We start from the raw sequence: 26,333 nt of genomic DNA, 5'->3' as shown, positions 1-26,333 counted from the left end.
TATACCGGATTTTGCTACTTTAAAGGGAAATCCTCCCTCTTGGCGCTAAAACCTGCCACATGCTTCCGAAGCGGCTTTGCTTTGCAAAGCCGGAGGTCGCTCATCTTCGAGAGGCCGAGGGTATAAAAAGGCATTCGGATTGATTCAATCATCAACCGATGCTAGTATGAGAATAATTAATTTGAAGACAGCTTGCAGATCAGAGGGATGTGATAAGATTATGAAAATCTATTATCGTTGGCTTTTGTATTATATACCTGTTTTTCTAGCAATTGTCTCCATTTTAATTTTTCTCTTCTTCTCGGCAATGAGCAATTATTCAAAGCAGCAGGCGATTAAAGCGAATCAAGTTTTTGCCGAGAATGCCCTGCAAACCATTGATTCATTGTTGAAATTCACAGAGCAAATGATTATCAAAGAAGTATTGACTAATGAGATGATACGTCTGTTTTATGATGGGAATAAAGAGAGCGACCCTTACGAGGATTATCAAATAACTCAAAGATTAAGCGACATGTCGACTTACCTACTGTCCGTTGATTCTATTTATTTGTATCGGAGCTCCGATCAGGTTATATTGACCCCGGGTACAATGCTCCCGCTCAATCAATTTGCCGATCGCGCTTTTGTACAACAATCGCTTATGGACAATTACTCTCGAACATGGACGGACCCGCGCGTATTCAAGGTTTTTCAAGACGGTAACAATCCTCGAAACCAGGTCATTTCTCTCTCGAGAGGGGTCCCGCTCAATACCGGCTCTCAGGGGTTAATCATTACCAATGTGCGAATAAGCAAGCTAGAAGAGGCGATCAGGGAGTTGCTCGATTCGGAATTGAATTTTCTCATTCTCTCAGATGCTAACGATATTCCAATAATTGGTCGTGGTGAAAGCTCAGACCAAATATTGACGAAACTTACTTCTGATTATACAGGTTGGACGGTGAGATCCGGCTATAAACAAACGAACAGTTACGGATTTTTTGCTTCACTTTCAAGCGCTTGGTATGCAGCTATATTGCTTTCGGTGGTTGCGGGAATTGTATGGCTGATCGTAGCTGCTCGCAAGCAATATCGACCTATTCAATTGATCGAGTCGAGTATCCGACATTATACTGACCGTTCCTCCAAAGCCAATTTGTCAGGGAAGAGGCAGGATGAATTCCTTTTTATCCGTACAGCAATCGATGAACTGGTAGCACATTCCGTAGACTATGATAAAAAGATTGAGGAAAGTGAAATTATTCGTAAAAAGTGGCTGTTCACAAAAATAATAAAAGATGCCGACCCTCACTTTGCAGTTGAATGGGAACAGGAGCTTAATCGGCTCGGACTGTCAAATGGAAGCTGTGGCGTTGTCGTTGTCGTGTTAGAGATCGACCGAATTGCTGACTTTACTAGCGCGTACTCTCTTAAGGATCAAAGTTTGTTGAAATTTGCGGTTACTGCCGTAGTTCGAGAAACAGGTCAGCAGTTGAAAAATCATACCTGGTGTGAATGGATGAGCCAGGATCAGCTTGGCGTCATACTAATAACTGAACGTAATGAGGAATCTGAGGATAATCAATGGATTCAAACCTTCTGCCAGCAGATCAGGCTGTGGATCGAACAGCATCTGCCTTTTACCGTATCATGCGGGATTGGTTCTGTTATTGACTCTTTCCAGTACCTATCTACATCCTATTCTGAAGCACTGGAAGCGCTTCAATATAAATCTCGTTTCGGAAGTAATAGCATAGTTTCCCATGAAGACGTTATCGATATGCCACAAGGACATGTATTGCAAAATATGGACCAAATTAGGTCGGCATCTCAAGCATTCCGGGCAGGAGATGCGAGTTGGGAAGAGCAGGTGCACGAATTATTCCTCACACTCAAGGCTACAGCATTCAGACGTGAAGATGTTATCGACTGTATCAACTACTTTATCATTGCTTTGGACAAGGTATGTAAAACGCTCCCCCCCGGATTGCGAGTCATATGGGAACAAAATTATCTTCCGGAAATTAGAAATAACACTAAAGGGTTTATTCAGATTGAAGAAGCTGAACAGTCTATCCTGACAACCCTGCGCATTCTAGCCGAACAATTGCAAGTGCAAAAGCAGAAAAAGGTAAACCATCAATTAATTATGCAAATCAAGGAATACATAGAAACCAATTACGACAATCCAGATCTTTCGCTCAATCATATTAGTGACACATTTCAGTTACATATGAAAAGTGTTAGTCGACTGTTCAAGGAAGAGTTTGGTGAGAACTTTGTTAATTATTTGTCAAAGGTCAGGATGGAGCATGCAAAGAGATTATTAATGGAAGAAGCTTCTGAGCCCGTTCAGGATATTGCTCGAAAAGTGGGTTACTCGCATTCCATTACTTTTATACGTGTATTCAAGAAATGGACCGGCATAACACCTGGTGATTTTCGTAAAATGAATCGTGATTCTTCTAATTTTCATTGATTGAGAAAATTGTTTATCGACAATTTGATCTATTGTAACTCGATTTTAATACTAAAAATAGGTGTATGGCTAAAAAACCCGCTTCGATAAGAAGCGGTTTTTTGCATTATGAATGGAAATTGATCTATTCATAAGAATTATATCTATTGAACGCTCCCTTCCACTTGCCTATAGTTTAGGTGAACGCAGAGAGAAAGGAGAACATACGGTGACATTGAGATTTCGTAAAAACATTCCGTTATTTATTATGTTTGTGCCTGTCATTTTATTTTATGTACTGTTTAAGTATTTACCTATGTTCGGTGTAGTGATTGCTTTTAAGGATTACAACTTCATACAAGGTATTATGAATAGTCCTTGGGTTGGTTGGAAGCACTTTCAAATCTTATTTGACAGGCCGCAATCACTAGAAATTATTCGTAATACCATTGTACTTGGAACACTAACTGTCTTCGTAGGATTTCCATTTCCGATACTGCTAGCTATTTTACTTAATGAAATTAGAAAGATATGGTATAAACGAGTCGTTCAAACGCTAGTATACTTACCCCATTTCTTTTCCTGGGTCATTGTAGGCGGAATTGCATTGACCTTATTTTCACAGGAAACTGGAATTGTAAATCATGTAGTGAAGTGGTTGACTGGTGACGCCTATCCATTCTTATACAAATCAGGTTCCTGGATCACCATATTCCTCGCATCAGGCATTTGGAAGGAAGCCGGATTTGCAGCAATTATTTATTTGGCAGCACTTAGTGCTATAGATAATAGCCTTTATGAAGCTGCAAGTATAGACGGCGCCAACAAATGGAAGCAAATTATTAACATAACCATTCCAAGTATATCCCCTACTATTATCATCATGTTTATAATCTCGATCGGAAACGTGCTGGAAGTAGGATTCGACAAAGTCTATGTATTGAAAAATCCAGTCGTTTCGGATATTGCTGAGGTTATCAGTACGTATATTTACAGAATCGGTATTGAAGGAGCCCAGTTCAGCTTCTCTGCCGCACTAGGATTGTTCGAATCCGTGGTTGGACTTGTACTTGTATTGCTGGCCAATAGAACCGCCAAAAAATTCGGGCAGGGTTTATGGTAAACCTGAAACTGAAGAAAGGAGAAAAATATGAGATCTTCACTCGGTGAGAAACTATTCTATCAAATTAATGCGATAATACTCGGTCTAGTTGCACTAAGCTGCTTGCTTCCAATTATTCATGTAGCGGCACTTAGCTTGAGCGATACTCACTCCATCATGTCGGGCAAAGTATCATTTTGGCCGAAAGGCTGGAGCTGGGACTCCTATCGTTTATTGCTAGAGGGAACCCGAATTATTCAATCATTCATGAATAGCATCATCATTACAGTTGTAGGTGTTGCTTTAAGCTTAGTTTTCACCTTTCTAGCAGCTTATCCGTTAGCTCAATCTTATATGTACGGAAGAAAACTTTTTACACTGGCAATCGTCTTTACGATGTTATTTAGCGGCGGGATAATCCCCACTTATCTCGTTATCAAAGCATTGGGATTGATGAACACATACAGCGCTATATGGTTACCTGCCCTAATCAGTACCTATTACATGCTAATCATGCGAACCTTCTTTGCCAATATTCCAAAGGAGCTTGAAGAAGCAGCACGAATAGATGGGAGCGGAGAGTTTCGGTACATTATACGAATCGTATTGCCGCTCTCGATGCCTGTAATAGCGACCATTTCCTTATTTTATGCAGTTGGGTATTGGAACACATTCTTAACCGTGCTTTTATATATCCAGAATATCGAGAAATACAACTTAGCTGTCCTCGTACAGCAAATGATCCAAAGCCAATCACTGCTTCAGGAAATCAACAATTTACCAGCGAACGAACAGAATACTGCTACGCCAGAAGGTATCAAATCAGCAGGCATTATGGTTATGGTCATTCCGATGCTAATCATCTATCCGTTTCTTCAAAGGTACTTTATTCAAGGCGTGATGATTGGTGCGATTAAGGGCTAATGAAAAGTAAGCTCTAACCTATACCAAGCTTGAGAGGGGTGATGGCACAGATATTACTTTACAAGTAACTGTAATGAAAACTGGAAGTACAAAATTTATTCTGGAGGGTCAAAACATGAAGGTTCAAATCAACCTTAAGCATGTCAAAAAATTAGTATTGGCAATGGTAATGGTTTTAGCAACAGCAGCCTTATTGGCTGCATGCAGTAAACCGAGTGAACCAACAGTAAGCGAAAAACCTGCAGAAACAGCCAAACAGGCGGCAATCAAGTCAACATCGACTCCAACTCCTGACAGACGAGGGGCAATAAGCGTTTCTATTTATGACAGAGGAAATATTCCTGCGGAAGAGGGAACGCCTGAAAAAAACCGTTGGACAGAATGGCTAAATGAGAATGGACCTGCAGATGTTAAGTTTATTTCGGTTCCGCGTGCCGAGTCTGAGAAAAAGCTTAACCTGCTGCTAGCTTCTGGAGGAGCGCCTGATATTATGTTCGAATATAGCGCCCCATTCAAGAATCAACTATATTCACAGAAGCAATTGATGCCGCTAGAGGATCTCATTGAACAATACAGTACAGATTACAAGCAATTACTTGAGAAATATCCTGCTTTAAGGAAACTAGGAATGAAAGATGACGGCAAATTATACGGTCTTGGTTATATCGCAGCACTTGACACCAATGTCGTTCTCTATGTTCGTAATGATTGGTTAAAAGAACTTAATTTGAGCGTTCCGCAAACAACAGAGGAATTGTATAACGTCATTAAAGCTTTCACTGAAAACGATCCAGACAAAAATAATCAAAAGGATACTTATGGTATTAATTTGAGCTCCAATGGCGGTTTCTTAATTAATGCGATATTCGGTTATAGCGAGTGGGGCATAAATAACGGAGAATACGTCCATCAATTTAACCGGGCAGCTGCAAGCACCGCATTCAAAAAGCGGTTATATGACGATGGGCTTGTTGATAAGGATTTCTTAACGGATACAAATGGAGAGAAAGCACAGCAAGACTTTATTAACGGTAAGCTGGGTATGTTTGCTGCAAATGGCGGCGCAGGTGCAATAGGGTACAAAGTGTTTGAATCATTCAGACAGAGCAATCCTAATGGTGAAATTATCGCAATCCCACTGCCTAAATCAGAGTTCGGCCAATTTAGTCCACCACTTAATCCGCCAATCTTTATTACAACGGTCGTAAACGCTGCTGCAAAAGATCCTGAGGCTATTATTAAGTATGTTGATTTCCTAGCACGTGAATCAACAGGCAAAACGTTAAAATACGGTATTGAAGGAACTCATCATACAGTGGGAGAAAATGGATGTCCAGCACCAGTCCAACCAATCTTTACGGAGCAGCTATCTTGGACAGCCGATTATAGAATGTTAAATTCCCCAGTATTTGAAGGGGATTGTGCGAGATATATTTCACAATTGGATATGAATAATCCTCTCCATGTGGAGTTTAGCGAAATTATTAAAGCAGCAGATGCAGCTTACTTAAGTGTGGAACGTCCTATTTATTACGATATTGACCAAAACTCTCTACCTTCATTGCCACAAGATTTATTATTAAACTACTCCAATGGATTAAAAGCAATATCTGATATTTGGTCAAAATCCATTGTAGGCGGCAGCTCTTACTCAATTGAAAAAGCATTGTCAGATGTGCAATCAACTTGGGATAAGGCAGGCGGGCTCGAAGTTGATGAATTCTATCAAAATTGGTACGCAACCAGTAAGGAAAATGTAGTTCATACAAAAGATTGGTATACCAAATAGCAAGCTGTTCGCAAAGTAAACAATTCGGTTGGAATAGGAGCAGGCACTGTGAACTATAATTTTGCCATTGTAGGCTTTCAACATAGTCATATCACTATGTTCATAGAAGCAATGATAAAAGCCGGCCATCATTGTATTGGAATTTATGACCGCAACCCACTTGTTTTAGCTGCAGCGTATGCGGAGCAACATCATATCCCCCTGATCCATGATGTGAATGAAATTTGGAATTCATCCGCTACGATTATAGGCTCATCCGCAATTAATGACGAAAAAGTCGCAATCATTGAAGCCTGCTGTGAACATGGCAAGCACATTATGCTCGACAAGCCGATTGTTACGAATCGTGATGGCCTGAATCGCTTGGAAACTGTTATTAATCGGGGGCGTATTCAAATTGGTTTGATGTTGACCTCCAGAGACAAGCGTTCCATCTATACTCTGAAGCAAATGATTGATGCTGGCGAGTTAGGAACTATACTATCTCTCACCATGCGCAAACCACATAAGCTGAACCCGAGCAGCCGACCGGACTGGCATTTTTCCAAGCAGCGAAACGGGGGGATTATTATGGATCTTTTTATCCATGATTTCGATATTCTACGCTGGTTGACTGGCCAGGAGACGGATACCATCTCATCTGTATTGGCCAAATCAATTCTTCCGCAATATTCTGATTTCTATGATGTTGCTGCAGTTCAGACCATTATGAATGGTGGTATTGTTGCACAACTGTACGCAGATTGGCACACGCCGGAGAAGCTATGGTCCTATGGGGATCTCCGTATATTTGTTACAGGTACGCTCGGCAGCGCCGAGCTGCGCTTGACGGGAGATCCGTCTGTGGGGCAAGAGGAGTTCTTGTTCACCGTTATGCATTCCAGACCGTTTGCCAAAATCCCGCTGCTGGATGTACCGATTACGTATATGGAAGACTTCTTGCACAGAATTGAAAATAAACCGCATGAGGTTACACATCTTGATTTGCTACTGGCCTCTAAAGCTGCTATTGAGGCGGATGAAAATGCTGTGATCGTGAGAAATACAGGCATGAAAACGAAAGTATCGCCATAATCCCAAAGGGGGAATCATATTGACACGGAAATGGTTTAAGAGGATTCGAATTTTCTTAATCGCAGTGCTCATCGTGAACATATTCCCTTTCTACAATTCTACTGATGTATTTGGTGAATCAAATGGTGTATTCTTCGAGGACGATATGGCCAGCTTGACGGCTAATGCCTGGTCGGTTAGTGCAGTGCCTAGAAACGGCATCTATATTACCGACTTCAGTAACAGCAAAGGAAACCCTAATGGAGTGACAATGAAACCGGTCAGTGCCGGTCAATTCCTGCTTTATGGCGACCAAGCCGCGGGCTCCAACTATACGACGATGGCCCGAAATTTCACAATTGGAGCCGGAGCTTGGAAATTAAAGTTTGAAGCGCGGTTTGCTGATTTAATGACCCCCTTTCAGAACGATGTAAATCGCGGTCTTATTATTAGAGTGAATGCCAATGAAAAACAGTATAGCCTTACCTTCAATGATCAGAACAGGGTAATGTTCCTAGGGGCGTCAGGGATATTCCAAGATCGCTTAAGCATGCCTGCAGATCAGGCTCTACATGAGTGGATGATCGTCTTTGATGGAGTTCAGACAGTATCGCTTTGGCTCGATGGGGTCAAGGTGGCGGAGCATGCAGGTATGGGAAGGTCATTGCCCGGTACTGTAGATGGCATGGTTATATATAACATTCCACTCGATTGGCAATCTGGAACGAATGAAGTGTACTTGGGACATATGAAGCTATATCGACCCGCGACAGGAATATTACTTGAACCGGCTACAGTGACGATGACAGTAGGCTCTAATGTCACGTTAAACGCAACGGTAACTCCCGCCAATACCGGTGAGACGGGCATTGCATGGTCAAGCGACGATCCGAATATTGCGTCTGTTGACGGGAATGGTGCTGTCAATGCGATAGCTGCCGGCAGCGCAACAATAACCGCAACAACGGAAGACGGTCGTTATTTCGCACAAACAACAGTAACAGCCATAATAGGAGAAATATCGGTAACAGGAGTATCGTTGGACATAAGTCAATCGGAGCTGCTAGTCGGAGATGACGTTATCTTGACGGCAAACGTTCAACCCATTAACGCTAGCAATAAGCAGGTTCAATGGTTAAGCAGCGATACAGCTGTGGCAGCAGTGAATACAGAAGGAGTATTGACGGGGATTTCTCCAGGCATTGTTACGATAACAGTAAAGACGGAAGACGGCGAATTTACAGCAAGTGATACTCTCGAGGTAAAACCGCTCCCGGTTAGCGGCATTGCTTTGAATAAATCCATCACCTCAATAATTGTCGGTGAAAGCGAGACACTGGTCGCAACTGTACTGCCTGCGCTTGCAACTGATAAGACGATATTATGGAGCAGCAGTAATCCGGCTGTTGCTTCTGTAGGACCAGGTGGAGAGGTTATGGCAATTTCAGTCGGCGATGCAACCGTGACAGCCGCAACTTATGACGGAGGGTTCCAAGCCATTACGTTCGTGAAAGTGCTGACACCAGAAGGCATCTTATTCGAGGATGACGCTTCTAATTTGCAGACTGCGGGATGGATTTCAGGCCCGGTGTCCTATCCTGTACCCAACGCATATACGATTGATTCCAGCGTTTCAATTGGAAATCCGCATCAGTTGCCGCTCAAAACGGTGCCGCCAGGACAATATTTGCTCTATGGCGATAAAATCGCAAATGACAATCGTACCTATTCAGTAATAACCAAGAATGTGCCCATCGGACCTGGAGCATGGACATTAGAGTTTGACGCACGAATTGCAGACCTGATTACTCCGCTGGATACACAAGCACAAATGGGTATTAACTTTGACATCGTTGCGGATAAGAAGCTTTACCGCGTAACCTTTAACGAACAAGACAAGGTGAACTTTCAGAAAGACTTGGGTGGTACCTATTATGTAAAACAAGTAATCGGGTTAACAGATAATATTACGCACAAATGGGAAATCAAGTTCGATGGTCTCGGTACACTATCGCTGCTACGCGATCATGTCAAACTAGCCGAGTATGAAGGAATTGGACTAACCTCAACCAAGTCGGACGGAATTACAATTACAAACTTCCCATTGGAGTGGAAATCCGGGACAAACGAATTTTATCTGGAACATCTTAAGCTGATCAAAACGGCGAATAATACGATTATTCAAGATGCTGCGTCCAATTTCGGCGCAGGTGGCTGGCAGGTCGCCTTGCCAAGTGAGGGAAGCTACGTTACGGACCATATTCAATCTAACGGGACACTCGCCGGTATGAAGTCGGTTGATGAAGGCAGGTATCTGATCTATGGCGATCCGCAAGCCGCAGTAACGGCTCAAATTTCTCAGCAAGTCGCGATTGACAGTCAGACATGGACCTTGGAATTCGACGCCCGCATTGCAAGTCTCATTACAACAGAGGGGCATAGTCCAACTAAAGGAATTAGCTTCGAGGTTGTTGCCGATAACAAGAAATATAAATTCACTCTCAACGATAAGAAACGGTTGTATGTGCTGAAGAATACGCCAGATTCTTACGAAGAGCTTCCCTTCGAATTACCTAAGGACGCAAACTTCCATAATTGGAAGATGGGACTGGATGAGTTCGGACGGCTATTTGTAGGGCTGGATGGTTTGAGGCTCGGTGTTGTAACAGGAGCTGGTCTTAGTGTCGAGGAGCCGGATCGGGTTACTATTATTCAGGATTCTATTGGGGCAGCAGGGGGTTCGACTGAAGTCTATCTGGACAATATCAGGATGGTAACAGGGGCCTGGCCATTATGGTATAAGCCATACCTGAACGGCGCCACAATTTTGCCGAATTCAGACTTCACATTAATCTCTGCAATTGTCAATGTAACCGATATTGATCCACTCTGGATCGCTGATCAGAGTATTGAGCTGCATGTGAAATTATATGAAGAGGATCAAATCATTGCTGCATCGAGTCAAGTTGTTGAAGATTCGATCATCCCGATTCAGCTTGATCCACAAGGCCAATCTGGACGTATGCAGTTGGAATTGACGATGACTAGAGGCAATTACGTGATCAGTAGTCTTACTCAAAATGTAGAGCTGCGTTCCGATGTTGAACTGGTGTATGCGGATGAATCCATAACAGCGACGAATGATAAGCTGTTTCTATTTGCGCAAATGCACGAATTGAGTAACGCCCTGAATCAAGACCCTCTTGAATCGGGTTGGAAGCAATCTCATTATCAGTATGACGGCTCCCAAGAAGGCGGGGTGTTCCTGGAAAGTCAGAATGATTCATCGGCTTTGCAGGTGCCTGTTCATCTTAATGGATGGTTCGGCGTCTATGTGGGGTATATATCCGGAACACAAGGGTTTTCCATTACAGATGGAATAACTGAGCATGACATTATGATCGATGGAGCCCACTTTGATCCTGCTATTGCTTATGGCGGTAAAGCAGTTTCCGAAGTGTTCGTTATGGCCGCCGATTTTAATAATAGCATGCTGCAAATCACTCCAAAACCGGGGAAACAAGCAAGAATTGCTTATATTAAATTTAAAAGTCTAACAGCGAATGAAGTAACAATCGCTTCTAAACCGGATGAGGGAATAAACGGTAAACGAGTCATCTACAATAATGATGCGAATACGAATCTCGCGATCGGTAAGGTCACCAGCGAAGCGACTTTGAAAGCTAATGATGTGGACATTTACTCCAATCAAGATGTCGGCGCCATCCATTATGCTACAGGTACAACATTCCTTACTTTCTATGAGAGTGAAGTCGCAGGAATCCCATATGCCAGCTTAACACCTGAGCAAGAATTGCTCATGCGAGAAGTTGATAAGAAAATTCGTGATGTTACACTCCAGTTCGTAGCGAATAATAAAAATCCGCTGCAGATTGTCGCACAACGGTCACAACAGATTGGAATCGATACATTCGCTTCCTTGAGGGTCAATGCATTCTATCCTATGAACCTGTATCCATGGCTGAACGGGAACATTTACCCGCAATATGATGCCTATCGCTATTTGACTTATTATGGAGCCCCCCTGGGTAATAATCTGAGCTATGGATATTCCGAATTCCGTGAGAAAATTGAGGATTTGCTGCTGGAAGCCGCTTCATTCCAAGGCGTGCAGGGGGTTGAGCTTGACTTCAATCGCAATCCATATGTGCTGGGCTGGGAACCTGTTATAACTGCTGGATATATAACTCAGTATGGTGTAGATCCTAAGCTGGAGAACACCGCCCAAGGCATGCAGCGGTGGATGCAATATCGAGCGGATATTATGACTGAATTCCTACGGGGATTGCGGCAGGCATTGCCGGATAGCAAAATTTCAGTTCGCATACCAGATCATGATTATTTCAAGAATGGATTCGATATTCAAACTTGGATTACTGAAGGCCTAATCGATATATTAGTACCATCCTCCGTTAACAGTGAGAAGTTTTGGGATAATGTCGACGAGTTCGCCGATCTGGTAAGCGGTACCAACGTAAAACTATATGGCGGCATTAATTTTAATATTGCGGGAGTAGACTTGTCCAAGCAAGAAGAGGACTTGCTCAAACGAGGCGTGGCCAGTAATATATCTCGCACGAACGTTTCCAAGGAGCAGTACCTCCTGCGTGCCAACCAGTTCTACGAGGCGGGCTACGATGGCATTTACTTGTTCAACAACATAGCAGGTACCAATGCTCTTGGGCTTCTAGGGGATAAAGTAAAGGTGGAGAAATGGTACCAGCTTGCCTATCCGGCTTCTTGGGTGAATGGCTTGGTTACAACAACGGGCACACCTAATAGCCTGTTGTTGAATGATCCTGCATCCAGTCTGACAACTGCGGCTTGGGGTGTGAGCACTGTACCTAAGACTGGCGTGTATATTACAGATTTCGGCAACACGAAAGGAAATCCAAATGCTGTAACGCTGAAGCCTGTTGATGAAGGTCAATATTTGATCTACGGTGATCACGAGGCGGGTACCAACTACGTTACTATGAATAAAAATGTCACAATCGGCTCCGGTCCGTGGCGTTTAAAGCTAAATGCACGCATTGTTGACCTAATGACACCGTTCCAGAATCATATTAACCGCGGGGTTATATTCAAAATTACGGCGAATCAGAAGCATTTCAGCATCACCTTCAATGATCAGAACAAAGTAATGTTTCAAGGTATATCAACCAACTTCCAGGATCAACTAACTATGCCGACAGACCAAGCATTCCATGATTGGGAAATTGTCTTCGACGGTGGGCAAACCCTTTCATTATGGTTAGATGGTGTTAAATTAGTTGAGCATGCAGGGATGGGAAGATCGCTTGAGACGGGTAAAGACGGATTACTGATTTATAATATTCCGCTGGATTGGCAGTCTGGTACAAATGAGGTTTATATCAATTCTATTCAATTGAATCGAGTTACAAATGACGTTGCACCGGCGGGGATTGAGCTTAATGCAACAGAGACGTCTTTGATAGTAGGGGGTACCGAGACGTTGCTCGCATCTCTTACACCGATAACAGCAGCCAACCAATCCGTCCTGTGGAGTACAGATAATCAAAATGTGGTGACAGTAGATAACAATGGAAATATAACTGCAATCTCTGAAGGAATTGCCTACGTCTCGGCAACAACCGCTATAGGAGGATTAACAGCCACTACAAAGGTTGTTGTGAGCGGTAACGTGCTGGTACAGCTCAAGGACAGCAATGGAAATCCGCTGAGTGGTGGCATTATCAAATACTATGATGGCCGCTGGAAGGATTTCGGCATAACAGATTCCTTTGGAAGAGCAAGCAACAATCTGCCTCAAAAATCCTATACGTTTTCGGTTACCTATAAGGGAACATATAATCAGCTGACACAGCACACAGGAAATAACCCTATTGTCGAGTTTCAAACCGTCAATGTCGCCGTGCAGCTAAAGAATAGTCTGGGCGAGCCTCAGAATTATGGTCTTGCTAAGTACTATGCAGGAAGCTGGCGGACGATGGGTGCCACTGTCGACGGTGAAGTTCGAGCAGAACTGCTGCCAGGTAATTACACTTTCAGCATGACCCATGAGGGAACTTATCATCAGTTCGCCCAGCATATAGGAAATAACGCTACGGTAGAATTCCAAACTGTCAATGTGACCGTACAGCTCAAGGACAGTCTTGGCGAACCTCTGAGTAATGGTCTTGCTAAGTACTATGCGGGAAGCTGGCGGACGATTGGCACCACTGTCGATGGAGAAGTCCATACAGAATTACTGCCGGGTACTTATTCTTTCAGCATGACCTATTCAAATAAATATACACAAAAAGCAGCAAACATAGCTTTAAATCCTATAGTACTATTCGAAACTCTGCCCTAGCAGGCACGACCAATATGGTGAAACCGCTATATTGCGCGGTTTCACCATATCCACTACCTAATAAGGAGCTATTGAAAATGAAAAATGCAAAAAATGAAATGATATGGGCAAATCTTGTTCATCTGGGATACAACTTTTGGGTAGAAGAGGATGCGCCACCATTCGAAGGTTCTACGGAATATATTCATGCGAGTTCAACCCTTCTATGCAACAAAACCAGCTGGAATGAAATTACCGAAAAAATGGTCGAGGATGGTCTAAATACTATTTTAATAGACTTGGGTGAAGGAGTTCGTTATGAAAGTCACCCCGAAATTGCCGTCAAAGGGTCTTGGAGTGTAGATGAGCTTAAGAAGGAGTTGTCTAGACTTCGTGGTATGGGACTAAATCCAATACCAAAGCTAAATTTCTCTGCCAGCCATGATGAATGGCTAGGCGTCTATTCTCGTAATCTTTCCTCACCAACGTACTACCAGGTATGTAAGGATCTTATTAATGAAGTAATAGATATTTTTGATAATCCCGATTTCTTCCATTTAGGGATGGACGAAGAAACCTATATCAATCAGGAACGTTATAACCATGCGTTACTACGTCAACATGAAGCTTGGTGGAAAGACTTCTATTTCCTTGTAGATACAGTAGAGCGTAGAAATGTGCGCAGTTGGATTTGGTCTGATTATCTGTGGGATAATCAAGAACAGTTTCTGAAAAAGATGCCTAAATCTGTGTTGCAAAGCAACTGGTATTACCGTTACTCTTTCAATCCTAATTCTAACGATGAATATACTAGAATGCGTGTAAAGGCATACTTAACTTTGGATGAACATGGATATGACCAAATTCCTACGGGAAGCAACTGGGCATGTGCACAAAACTTTGGCAGTACGGTACAATTTTGCAAAGATCATATTGCCCCAGAAAGACTAAAGGGGTTTTTACAGACCTCATGGGCACCGACTATTCCAGAACGAAAATATTTTAATCTTGCTGCTGTGGACTTTGTTGGTCATGCGAAGCGAAAATATTATAGCCATCAATAGAATGTACCAGAAAGAAGGTTTCATGAGTGGAAAGTAATTATCAATTTCGCAAGCGATTGGAAGTTGTTCATAAGCCTAATCGTCGTAATTTGAATGCTCTTAAGTCTCATGATGAATTGGAAATAACCGAGGATTGGCGAATTATAATCAGTGAATCCGCAAGTGAGCTAATTCTGCATACTGCAAAGGATCTGCAAGATTACTTCCTAACTAGTATGAATATTTCTGTCCGAATATCCAAGGTGATTGATGTCCAAGAAGCGGCAAGGGAAAGAGACAATATTATTATTCTAGCTTCCAATAATCATTTGCAGCTTATGGAAGAAGAGCTCACAAAACCGCGAAGCTATCGGATTACTGTCTCGCACAATAAAATTATTGTTTGCGGCTCTGACGACAGAGGAACAGCACAAGGGAGTTATTACTTAGAGGACCAGATGAATATACGGGAGGCACCTGTCCTCAAATTTGGTGAAATTACACGGGAGCCACTATTCTCTCCTAGAATGGCTCACTCCGGGTGGGGGTTGGATCACTTCCCTGATGCTCATTTGAATGCAATGGCACACGCAGGTATTGATGCTGTGTTGGTATTTGTGAAAGATATCGACCAAACTCCCACAGGTTATAAAGATTTTAATCATCTCGTCGATCGAGCTGCTCTTTACGGCCTAGATGTATATGTATATAGCTATCTGATCAGTCGATTTCATCCTGATGATCCTGATGCACCTGCCTATTATAACAGCACTTACGGCAAACTATTTCAAGCCTGTCCACGGTTCAAAGGTGTCATTCTTGTAGGAGAATCATGTGAGTTTCCAAGTAAAGATCCAAATACGACGGGCAAGCTGCTGATGAACTGGCCAGCCGATCAACCGCGAACTAAGCCTAGTCCGGGGTGGTGGCCTTGCGAAGACTTTCCACAGTGGCTTGATCTCTTGTCCAAAACAATTCGTTCCCATAGCCCAGATGCTGATATTGTCTTCTGGACTTACAACTGGGGTTATGCTCCCGAAGAAGAACGACTAAAACTTATTCGTAATTTGCCGAATGACATTACTTTACTAGTAACCTTCGAGATGTTCGAGCAAGTTGATAACGAGGATGTGGCTCATGTAGCTGTAGACTATACACTTTCACAAATCGGTCCGGGGCAATATTTCCGAAGTGAAGCTGAAGCTGCCCATGAGCGAGGACTTAAGCTATATACAATGAGTAACACAGGTGGTCTTACTTGGGATATTGGAGTTATCCCTTATGAACCATTTCCAATGCAATGGAACAAACGACATAAAGCTCTATTGCATGCCCGCGATCAATGGGGACTGAGCGGATTGATGGAAAACCATCATTATGGCTGGTGGCCTTCTTTTATAAGCGATCTTACAAAATATGCTTATTGGACACCATCACCATCCTTTGATGAGGTATTAACACTTCTAGCCGAAAGGGATTTTGGAAAGGCTGCTTCCACACTTGTCTTGGAAACGTGGGGTCATTGGAGCGAGGCGATCGAAAACTATATATGTACAAGTGAAGATCAGTATGGTCCCTTTCGCGTTGGTCCATCCTATCCACTAGTATTCCTCGAACCGATTAAGATGCCTGCGTCCAAGCATGCAATGATGGGCAATGAGATTATCATTACGGATTACAAGCCGAGAGAGCGCCCCGCTCAATCACTTGGAATAAATCGGATTGATGTAGAAATTAGAAGCTTAGAGCGTATGTTGAGTCATATGAAGCTGGGGAATGATTTGTTAGAAAATGGACTAGCTTTGACACCGGGGAATAGAAGGGAAGATGCTGCCCGAATGCTTGATCTGGGAAGTTTCATTGCCTGTTGTGTTCAAACAACGATCCATGTAAAACAATGGTGGATGCTAAAGCAAAGGTTGCTGCTGACGTCAGATCATAGCGAGGCTAGTGCACTGCTTGTCCAGCTTGAGCAATTGGCTGAGCGTGAGATTGCCAACGCAGAAGCTGCGATCCCGCTTGTAGAAGCCGACTCAAGGCTGGGCTGGGAGCCCTCCATGGAGTATATGACAGATACCGCCCATATAAAGTGGAAAATTGCACAGGTACGAAGCGTGTTGGATCGTGAATTTATCCAATATAAAAGCTCTATGGCACTGACAGGCTTAACCGGACCGAGTCGCTAAACAGGTCGGAAGAAAGGTGGAGACATATGAAACCGATGCGTTTTGCAATTATCGGCTGCGGTGTAATCGGGAAAACACATGTTGCAGTTATGCAAGATATGCCGGAAGTCGAGCTGGTCGCCGTTTCGGATGAAGTCGAGGAGCTTGGCAAAGGCTTGGCGGAGAAAATGGGTGTGGCTTATTATGCCGATTACCAAGAAATGCTCGAACGGCCTGACATCGATATTGTTACGATTGCGACACCGAGCGGTATGCACGGCGCGCACGCGATTGCATGCGCGAATGCTGGCAAGCATACGATCATCGAAAAACCGATAGAAATTACGCTGGAGAAGGCGGATGAAATTATTCGTATTTTTGCCGAGAAAGGGCTAAAGCTATCTTCCGTTTCGCAAACGCGTTTCAGCCGCGATATTCAACGGGTTAAAGGGCTGATCGAGACCGGCAAATTCGGTCGATTGATCATGGGGGCGACGGCGGTGCACTGGTATCGTTCGCAGTCATATTACGACAGCGGCGACTGGCGAGGCACCTGGGCGCTGGACGGCGGAGGCGCTTTGATGAACCAGGCAATCCACCGGATCGACCTGCTGCAATATTTGATGGGTCCGGTTCGTTCCGTTCACGCGCATTGCGAGACGCTCGGCCATGAACGAATTGAGGTGGAGGATGTTGCGGTCGCTTCGGTTCGATTCGCGAACGGCGCGGTCGGCTCGATTACGGCGACGACTTGCGCGTATCCTGGCTTGAAGACACGTATCGAAATTATCGGCGAGAACGGCACGGCGGTCTTCGAGAATGAGCAAATTACGCAGCTTTCGTTCAAGGATGAAGAGACGGAGTTGGCCGAAAGTAAAGGTGGGGCTTCAGCCGATCCAGCGGCATTATCGTCCTCCTCGCATCGGCCGCAATTTGAAGATATGATCGCCGCTGTGCGCGAGAACCGCGAGCCTGCGGTGAACGGGGAGCAAGGACGGCTGCCTCTCGAAATTATTATCGGGATTTATCGTTCTTCGCAAACGGGACAAACGGTGACGCTGCCGATCGTAACCGAAGGTGTGGGAGCATGACGCTTGGCCGATGGGGAGGATGCCGCATTTATAGAGCAGTTGATTGAGTATTGGACTCAGCGTGATCGAGGAATTGCTTCGCTCACTACTGAGGTGTGGCGTCAGGATAAGGTGGGTGAGTCTCAGAAAGAAGTGTTAAAAGGAATTGGCTCTTCTATCACTGGAAGGAAGAACAAGGACCTGAAAAAGATCAAAGAATAAAGGACACTTTAGCCAAATACAGGGTAGATGAATGGTAGACGAAAAGCAATGACGCGGATCGGGTGTTTCCCGGAATCCGCGTCATTGCTTTTTTTTAGGATGCTGATGAAGAGAATTGAATCCCCGGCCTATGCATTGCGAGTGCGTTGAGTAGTGGTTTTATAAGTGCTTTTTAGGTGCTATAAGAACGTAAAAGTCAATAAATTAGGCATTTATTAATTTTGCAGACCAGTTTCATTAAGCCAACATGTAATCAATAGACAAGCTAGATTATAATGGGCGTGGCACTATGCTAGATTGCTAGAATAACTTTTCATAGTTCTTAGGCCCTTGTTTTTCTCGTTGAGAAAAGAATGTAATAGATTTTTTTTTGCGACTTTATGTTCACATGTCCGTGAAAATCAGACTATGCTTAATTTAGCATCTCTTCGTTTGTTTATTATTTGTTCAGTATCGATTGGTATAATAGGAAAGAAGTAATAAAGGAATGAATGGCCTTAGCAAACCAAAACAACAGGAGGAAAATCAGTGAGTAAACGGTGGCTGAAAAAGCTGGGGGTTTCCATGCTAAGCTTCACATTAATTGTGTCGCTAATCTCTGTAGCAATACCAATTCATGTTAGCGCAGCAGAAGCAGTCGAGATTGGAATTAATGTACAGAAGGCCTATGATGTAGATGTCGTACTAGCGGTAGATAATTCTACGCAAAATGTTGATACCTACAAAGAGGATCTTCAGCGAGCATTAGAGCTTAGAGGCGTGAATGCCAGCAATCTTAACATTCAATCTGTGCAAGTAAACGAAACGAATATTTTAGAGGGTAAGTTTGAGCTTAAACTATATTGGCCAGGTCCAGGAAAAGATATGGATGCTCATGTTGAATTCTGGAGTTCAGGTGACATAGTAGATGAATTATATTATCGAAAGCTAGAGGTATATGGCAGCACTTTGGACGAAGATGATACTAATGGCGGAGTTGGGGAAATTATTACGTTAAGCTTGGACACAATTCCAGCTAATATTGTGGAGCTTAAAGTTTACATTAATCCATTTGATGGTTCGGACACATCCACAATGTATTTGAACAAAACAGTAAACAACGTTAAACAAGAAATTATTAGACACTCTGGTTTTGTATCGACTAAGTTTTATTTTGGCAGCTTTAAGCGTAATCAGGATTCTTGGGATTTCCATTATAACAATGGAACAATTTTTGCGGGTAAAGAGGTAGAGGTTATTTCTAAGGATTTCATGGAGGTTCTTCGTGAACCAGATTGGAGACCTTCAGCTAGAAAGTACATCGTTAACTTGAATGACCAAACGGTGCCTGATTTTGATAACTCCATTGCACTTGGCGAAATTATGACAAGAATGGACAACGACCAAATCCATTACATTGGATGGGGTGAAGACAGCGATGGTGCAGGAACGGGCGATTTAACACAAAATCAGGCAGAATCCTTTATTAGAAAAAACAACGATAAGGGTACGTTTGTTAATCGCTCGGGTTCAACCTATCAGCAGCAAGTAGATGCAATGGCTGAATATATCGCGAATCAATCGCGTAATGAAGCTAACAATGAATATTTGGAACTTGGTAATAATTACGATTTAATCGTTTCTCCATCATCCGAGCTTACGAATACAAAGGATGAGGATTGGCCGCAAGGTAAATGGCGAATTGAGCATGACCCAAGCGTTTATGATAATAACACAGGGGTTGTCCCATATAGCGGACAGTACTTAGATGACTTCCTTCCTACTTTCAATAAAGTTGGAAAGTACGATATTTATTATTCAGACTTACTTGTGAAGACGCTATATGTACACAGAAAACCGGTGAGTCGCTTTGATGTTGAGGTAAATGGTAGTAATGAGGTTACATTAACAAATTTATCGTATGACCACGATACTCCAACTCAAAATAATGGCATTGAAGAGGCGATTTGGAAGTGGAAGCTTACGACTGCCGAAGAATGGACAAGCGGCCAGCCTGCGAGTTTTGTGCCTAACCAGGATTACATTATTCAGCTTATGGTTAAGGACTATCAAGGCACATGGAGTACGGCTCGTTCACGTTATCAATCGACACAGTCAGGCGCAGGAAAGCCTATCGCTGATTTTGAGTTAAGCGCGAATCAGCTCGTATGGCCGGAAAGCACGATCCAAATTGAAAATACAAGCTATGATCCTCGTAGTGCGGACATAACGGAGCAGCAATGGACCGTAACTAAAGATAATGATGTTGTTTATACAGGCAGCTCGCCAAAGCTTGATTTCACTAGTGATGGTGTTGGTACGTATAAGATATCATTAAGAACCAAAAATCAAAGCGGTACGTGGTCAGAAACCTTTAGTCGCTTTTTGAAAATACTTCCTAACAGTCAACCTGCGATTTCTAGCATTGGCAATCAATCGGTTACTGAAGGGGTAAAGAAAGAAATTCCATTCCAGGTAACAGATGAAGAAACGGGTCCTTATAGTGTAACGGTAGTAGGCTCTTCTTCTAATACAACAATTATTCCTAATGAAAATATTGTTGTTACCGGAAATGGAAAGGATCGAGTTGTATCTATCACGCCCGTATTTGGACAAGCGGGTGTTGTTACAATCACATTGTTAGCTAATGATGGTGATATGACTATCCAGCAAACCTTTACAGTTACTGTCGTTGAAAAGACAGCTCCAACAATAAGTACGATTGAAGATCAAAGTATAAACATTAGTGATTCTTCTGAAGTCATTGACTTTACGGTAGGCGATGAGTATTTTGCGGCTAATTTGATTACTGTTACAGCTACTTCCTCTAATCAAGAGCTAATAGCGGACAGTAGTATTGTTATTGGTGGAACAGATGAGAATCGTACAATTAGCTTTACTCCGGTTGCCGGTGCTTCTGGAACTGCAGATGTTACGATTGAAGCAACTGATCCAAGCGGGAAAAAATCAGTTCAAATTTTCACGGTTACGGTAAGTGATTTAGTACCTCCTACTATCGTTAGTGTTGATGTTGTTGATCCTGAGACTCGTTATAAAGCAGGAGACGTTATTCTTATTAAAGTTACTTTCGATGAGGATGTTAACGTTACAGGCTTGCCTGAGCTAGTACTGGATCTTGGCAACCCAACGCCTGGTTATGCGCCATATTTGAGCGGCAGCTCATCTAAGGAGTTAATCTTTGAATATACAGTACAGGATGGCGACGATACGGAGGAAATTCGTATTGCAGCTGAACAGGCGCTGCAACTAGTTGGTGGAACGATTCAGGATGGAAATCATAACAATGCGAATTTAACATTGCCAGAAGACTTTGTTTGGGACACGCTCACTATAGATACGATAGCTCCAGATCGACCGAGTATAGAGTCTCAAACGGTTAAACCTGGTTCAAGCATTGAAATTACATCCGATGCGCCAACTGCAGGCGAAACAGCGTGGTTAGCGCCTAGTGGTACGACAAGCTTTCAAGAAGGCTCAACAATGACGAAATTAGTTGGCGATGGATCAGGCGATACGGTTCTAGCGCCTCAAGCAGAAGGAACATACTATTTGTATGTCATTGACGCTCATGGCAATGTATCCGTTGCTTCCGAAAATGCAGTCATTGTAGATAACACGCCTCCTGATATGGCTGATATTCATATACCAATAGCTAGAGACAACGTTATTAATTCATATGAGGCTGAACAGCTCATCGTTTCTGGTACATCTGAACGAAATGCAAAAGTTGAAGTAACGTTCACAGATAAAGATTCAGAGACAATCGTTATTACAACAGATGCTGATGGAAACGGTGATTGGAGTATTGATCCTAGCGATATTAGCGCATTAGCTGATGGAGCAATTACGGTTAGCGTGAAAGTAATTGATGCAGCGGGTAATGAAAGTACAGAGATCGATCAAACCATTCAAAAAGACACCGTTACGCCTATTAACCAGAATGATGTACTTTTCAGTAATCAAGCTGTTAAAGGCAATACAGTCATTACACTGGATGCAGCAGCTGGTGAAGGCTTGACGATCTTTGTTGCACCGCATGGAACAGCACCAGATGATTTAGTCGCAAACGTGACTACGATTACGAGTGTTGCAGGAACTTATGATACGATTCATGCACCAACAGCTGACGGCATCTATCATATTTATATTAGGGATGCGGCAGGTAATGTATCAGAGCCTAGTAATGCCACCATTGTTGTTGATAATATTGCACCAACGATTCATTCGTTGAATCCAGATACAACAGATTGGGTGAATGATTCGGTTCTAATATCGATTGATGCTAGTGATAGCGATGGCAGTGGAATTGCTGTAGTGAAGTATGCATATGGCATTCAAATCGCTAACTATTTTATAGCAAATGGGACTTCCGTCCATAGTGATAGCTTTGAAGTTAATATGAATGGTATTTATACCGTTTATGTTCGTGATTACGCAGGTAATGAGAGCGTACAAGTTATCCAAATTTCCAATATTGATAAGGTGAAGCCTACCTCGCCTAGTATACAGCTTCAGCCTGATCGGGAATTCTTTAACGGTGACTACACGATTTCAATTACGCCTGGCCAAGACGCAGCATCAGGAGTAGATTATACAGAATATCGTATAACAGGCGCTACCCAGGAAGATTGGACGGAATACAATGAAGCTCTAGTGATTACTGAAGCAGGTACGTATACGATAGAAACAAGAACCTATGACAATGTAGGAAATGTTAGTGATATTGCTGTACGTACAATTGTTATTAATCGAGAGCTTACGGTATTCCCGACGGTAAGTATTTCTCCGGACAGAGCTTTCAGTAATGAGAATATAACGGTAACCATTACAAAAACGTTTGATGAAGAGCATCAGGATGAGGGCGAAAATTCTGTTATATACTACAAAATTCCTGGTCTTGGCGTAGATGAATACGTAGAATATACGGGAGCATTTGACATTACGCAAGAAGGAGAAACCGTAATTGAAATTATGGTTAGAGATAGGGCCGGCAATGAAGTTACGACAACAAAAGTTGTAAATATTGATAAGACAGCGCCTATCAATCAAGATCAAGTTCTTGAAGAAGATGTAATTGCTCAAGGCAACACGTTGATTACGATTCAGCCTTCCGATGATAGTGAAGATACCATTTGGTTAGCGCCAGCCGGAACGACTTCGTTTACGGAAGGTGAAACGATGACAAAAGCATCTGGTGATTCAACTGGAATCGTTACGCCAGCTTTGGACGGGGATTATAAAATCTATGTTGTTGACAAATCAGGAAATATTTCGGCAGCTAGCGAAAAGACTGTGACCGTTGATAACGTTCCTCCAGTAGTAAACGGTATTGAGGATGATGGGATTTACAAGGAATATCCGACGGTAAGCTTTGAAGAAGGGGCAGCTACATTAAACGGCGAGCCGTTTGAGAGTGGCACCAAGATTGAAGCGAATGGGGAATATACCGTTGTCGTAACGGATGCTGCGGGTAATAGTACGGTTATCACGTTTGTAGTAGACTACGACAAAGAATCTGTCGACAAGGACACAGCTGCGTTAGAGCTGGGCTTTGCTCCTGGCGATCACCCTGAATGGGTATCAACTGATATTTCGCTAAGCGATAAAGGATTTTTTGATAGCGAAATTGAGTGGACAAGCAGTCACGAGGATATTTTATCCGTTGACGGAAAAGTGACGCCTCCTTTGGTAGATACGGAAGTAACATTAACAGCAAAGATTACTAAGGGCGATTATACGCTAGAAAAGACTTTTACTGTGTTAGTTATGGCAGACCCGGTTAAACCTGTCATCGCATTAAATGGCAGCAGTAATGTCATTGTAGAACAAGGTCAAATCTATGTAGAGCAAGGCGTTCAAGCCATTGACAACATAGACGGCAACATTACGGACAAAGTTACGATGAGCGGATTCATTGATACTAAAACGATTGGTGTGTACACATTAATTTATACAGTATCAGACCAAGCCGGTAACATTACTCAAGTAGAACGTACCGTTACTGTTGTGAAACCATCAGTTCCAGCCAGCACAATTATTCAAGTAGATGGCGATCAAAGGTCTACGGATAATAAAATTAGAGAAGCATTGACAGAAGCTAAGAAGCAAAAGGCAGGCAAGATCGTACTTGTTGTTAATGAGTCCGTTGAGAACGGCGCTCCTGTTCGGGTTAGCATTAGTAAAGATCAACTGAAAACAGCATACGATCAAAATACGAAAATGGAGCTTCGTACCGATAATGCTTCCATTATTGTACCGATTCGTGACCTTGATCTAACTCCGTTCACAGGAAACGCCAGATTAGAGTTAGTCATCGAGCAGGTGGATGTCGATCAAGCAGAAAACCAAGTATTAGTAACAGCTATTCAAAACATGAATGCGAATTTTGCTATTTACGATAATAAGGTTTTCGACTTTAAGATGAGAGTGATCGAAGAAGATTCTCAAGGCAATGTTATTCGTACAGAGGATATTAAAAACTTCCAAACAACAGAGGATATCGTTTTAACGATTTCTGTTGGTACTAACATGGATGAGCAGCTGAAATTCATGACCTTTTACTTTAATGAGACATCAGAAGAGTGGGAGTATATTAGAAGCAGCTATGATAAGCAGTCTGGTAACATGACCTTATTAACCAATCATCTTAGTATCTACTCTGTTATGAGTGCTACAAAGGCGCAGAAGCAAGCAGAGCTAACTAAAATCTTGAACAAAGAAAACATTACGATCCAAGAAGTGCGCAGCATTATTGAAGATCCGGATATGGACTTTGATCAAGAAGCAATGAATAAGTATGATGCATTTACTGATGTCCATAAAGATGCTGTAGCCCAAGACATTATCAATAAAAAGCCGAATGGCGGCTATACGTATTCTTCGCTTGGCACGCAAGTCATGACTAGCGTGAATGATAAGCGCGATGCCATTATTACGGATACAGTTAAGCCCGTAATAACCCTTACTGGTCCTAGTACGGTGTATGTAACTAGAGGCAGCGCGTATATCGAGCAAGGTGTAACGGCTATTGATGACCAGGATGGAAATATTACCGGTCGAGTCATTTTAATAGGTTCTGTAGATACCACACAAAACGGAACCTACATTCTGCGTTATCTGATTACGGATGTGAATGGCAATCAATCCGAAGTTTCGAGAACGGTCATTGTAAGTAATCCTAGCGTTCCTATCTTCGTTGAAGAAGAGCCAGCATTGCCGGTAGTGATTTTGGATAACCAGAAGGATCGTTATACGATTAAAGAAAATAAAGATCATACTATTGTGTCCAAGAAGGAACCACAAATGAATATTGTGGGTAAAGTCTATACAATAGAAGCTGTTTCCAATGCAGCGATTGGACAAATCGTCGTACAAATGAAGTACGATCCAAGCGAGATTACGAACTTGAATCAGCTTGCCGTTTACATGTACGATGAGGTTGAACAACGTTGGGTATCTGTCGGTGGCATTATTGATGCTCAAAATCATACGGTCACGATTACGCTAGATCCCCCGGCAACAATCGCTTTAATGGAAAACAAAAAGGTATTTCATGATCTTGATGGACATTGGGCAAAGGATATCGTCGAATTCCTCGCGGCAAGACAAATTATTGCAGGCGACAGCGAAGGAAACTTTAATCCTAACATGGGTATTACGAGAGCTGAATTCTCTACACTCATTGTAAGAATGCTTAATCTTCCAATTCATGAATCGGCAAGTCCATTTACCGATGTAACAGGTCAATGGTATGAACCATACATTACTACCGCTCAACAGGCCGGAATTGTTAAGGGTGTAAGCGATACTAGCTTTGAGCCTGAGCGAGTTGTTTCCAGACAAGAGATGGCAGCTATCATTATTCGAACACTTAGGAAATATAAGAATGTATCTTTCACCGAAGAAGATCTTGAGTCTATAGCTGAATTTGCAGATACGGATAACATAAGCGCTTGGGCGTTTGAAGATGTCTATACGGCAAGAAAGCTAGGGCTAATGATCGGTAGAAACGGTAATAAATTTGCACCTCGAAGTCCAACGCTAAGAGGCGAGGCAGCTTCGGTAATTTATAAGCTGCTGAAGGAGCTTGAACGAATTTAATAATGAATGAAAAAGGCATCCTATCTGTCCTTCGTGGACAGGTAGGATGCCTTTTGATTTAACTTGTCCCCAAAGTAAATGCACTTAC

General features: G+C 42.7%; 11 protein-coding genes. All 11 read left to right on the top strand.

Annotation, left to right across the window (positions count from 1 at the left end):
* Positions 1-220 precede the first annotated feature (220 nt).
* The 11 genes from KJW29_RS22175 to KJW29_RS22125 all read left to right on the top strand — a co-directional run bounded on the left by KJW29_RS22175 (position 221) and on the right by KJW29_RS22125 (position 26,245).
* Positions 221-2,461 (top strand): helix-turn-helix domain-containing protein, encoded by a 2,241-nt coding sequence (locus tag KJW29_RS22175; RefSeq protein WP_214626233.1) that lies wholly within the window; start codon positions 221-223, stop codon positions 2,459-2,461.
* A 208-nt stretch (positions 2,462-2,669) separates the two neighbouring features.
* Positions 2,670-3,563 carry an ABC transporter permease gene (locus KJW29_RS22170; protein ID WP_246608329.1) on the top strand — a complete coding sequence of 298 codons (894 nt, stop codon included), beginning with the start codon at positions 2,670-2,672 and terminating at the stop codon, positions 3,561-3,563.
* A 27-nt stretch (positions 3,564-3,590) separates the two neighbouring features.
* Positions 3,591-4,466, top strand: coding sequence for a carbohydrate ABC transporter permease (locus KJW29_RS22165; protein ID WP_214626231.1), 876 nt, complete (start codon positions 3,591-3,593; stop codon positions 4,464-4,466).
* Between the two features lie 115 nt (positions 4,467-4,581).
* Positions 4,582-6,255: an extracellular solute-binding protein gene (locus KJW29_RS22160; RefSeq protein WP_214626230.1), complete on the top strand. Its 1,674-nt coding sequence runs from the start codon at positions 4,582-4,584 to the stop codon at positions 6,253-6,255.
* 48 nt (positions 6,256-6,303) lie between these two features.
* Positions 6,304-7,329, top strand: a complete 1,026-nt coding sequence (locus KJW29_RS22155) for a Gfo/Idh/MocA family protein (RefSeq protein WP_214626229.1) — start codon at positions 6,304-6,306, stop codon at positions 7,327-7,329.
* A 19-nt stretch (positions 7,330-7,348) separates the two neighbouring features.
* Positions 7,349-13,666 carry an Ig-like domain-containing protein gene (locus KJW29_RS22150; protein ID WP_214626228.1) on the top strand — a complete coding sequence of 2,106 codons (6,318 nt, stop codon included), beginning with the start codon at positions 7,349-7,351 and terminating at the stop codon, positions 13,664-13,666.
* A 77-nt stretch (positions 13,667-13,743) separates the two neighbouring features.
* Positions 13,744-14,709 (top strand): glycoside hydrolase family 20 protein, encoded by a 966-nt coding sequence (locus tag KJW29_RS22145; protein WP_214626227.1) that lies wholly within the window; start codon positions 13,744-13,746, stop codon positions 14,707-14,709.
* 26 nt (positions 14,710-14,735) lie between these two features.
* On the top strand, positions 14,736-16,874 hold the full coding sequence (locus KJW29_RS22140; protein WP_214626226.1) for a hypothetical protein: 2,139 nt from the start codon (positions 14,736-14,738) through the stop codon (positions 16,872-16,874).
* A gap of 26 nt (positions 16,875-16,900) precedes the next feature.
* Positions 16,901-17,944, top strand: a complete 1,044-nt coding sequence (locus KJW29_RS22135; RefSeq protein WP_214626225.1) for a Gfo/Idh/MocA family protein — start codon at positions 16,901-16,903, stop codon at positions 17,942-17,944.
* 3 nt (positions 17,945-17,947) lie between these two features.
* A complete protein-coding gene (locus KJW29_RS22130) occupies positions 17,948-18,145 on the top strand; it encodes a hypothetical protein (protein WP_214626224.1) in 198 nt (65 codons plus the stop codon).
* Between the two features lie 528 nt (positions 18,146-18,673).
* Positions 18,674-26,245, top strand: coding sequence for an immunoglobulin-like domain-containing protein (locus tag KJW29_RS22125; protein WP_214626223.1), 7,572 nt, complete (start codon positions 18,674-18,676; stop codon positions 26,243-26,245).
* Positions 26,246-26,333: the final 88 nt, after the last annotated feature.

The organism is Paenibacillus agaridevorans, from assembly GCF_018604145.1.
GTDB lineage: Bacteria > Bacillota > Bacilli > Paenibacillales > Paenibacillaceae > Pristimantibacillus > Pristimantibacillus agaridevorans.
The sequence above is the reverse complement of the archived record's forward strand: the minus strand, read 5'-3'. Positions and strand labels throughout refer to the sequence as shown.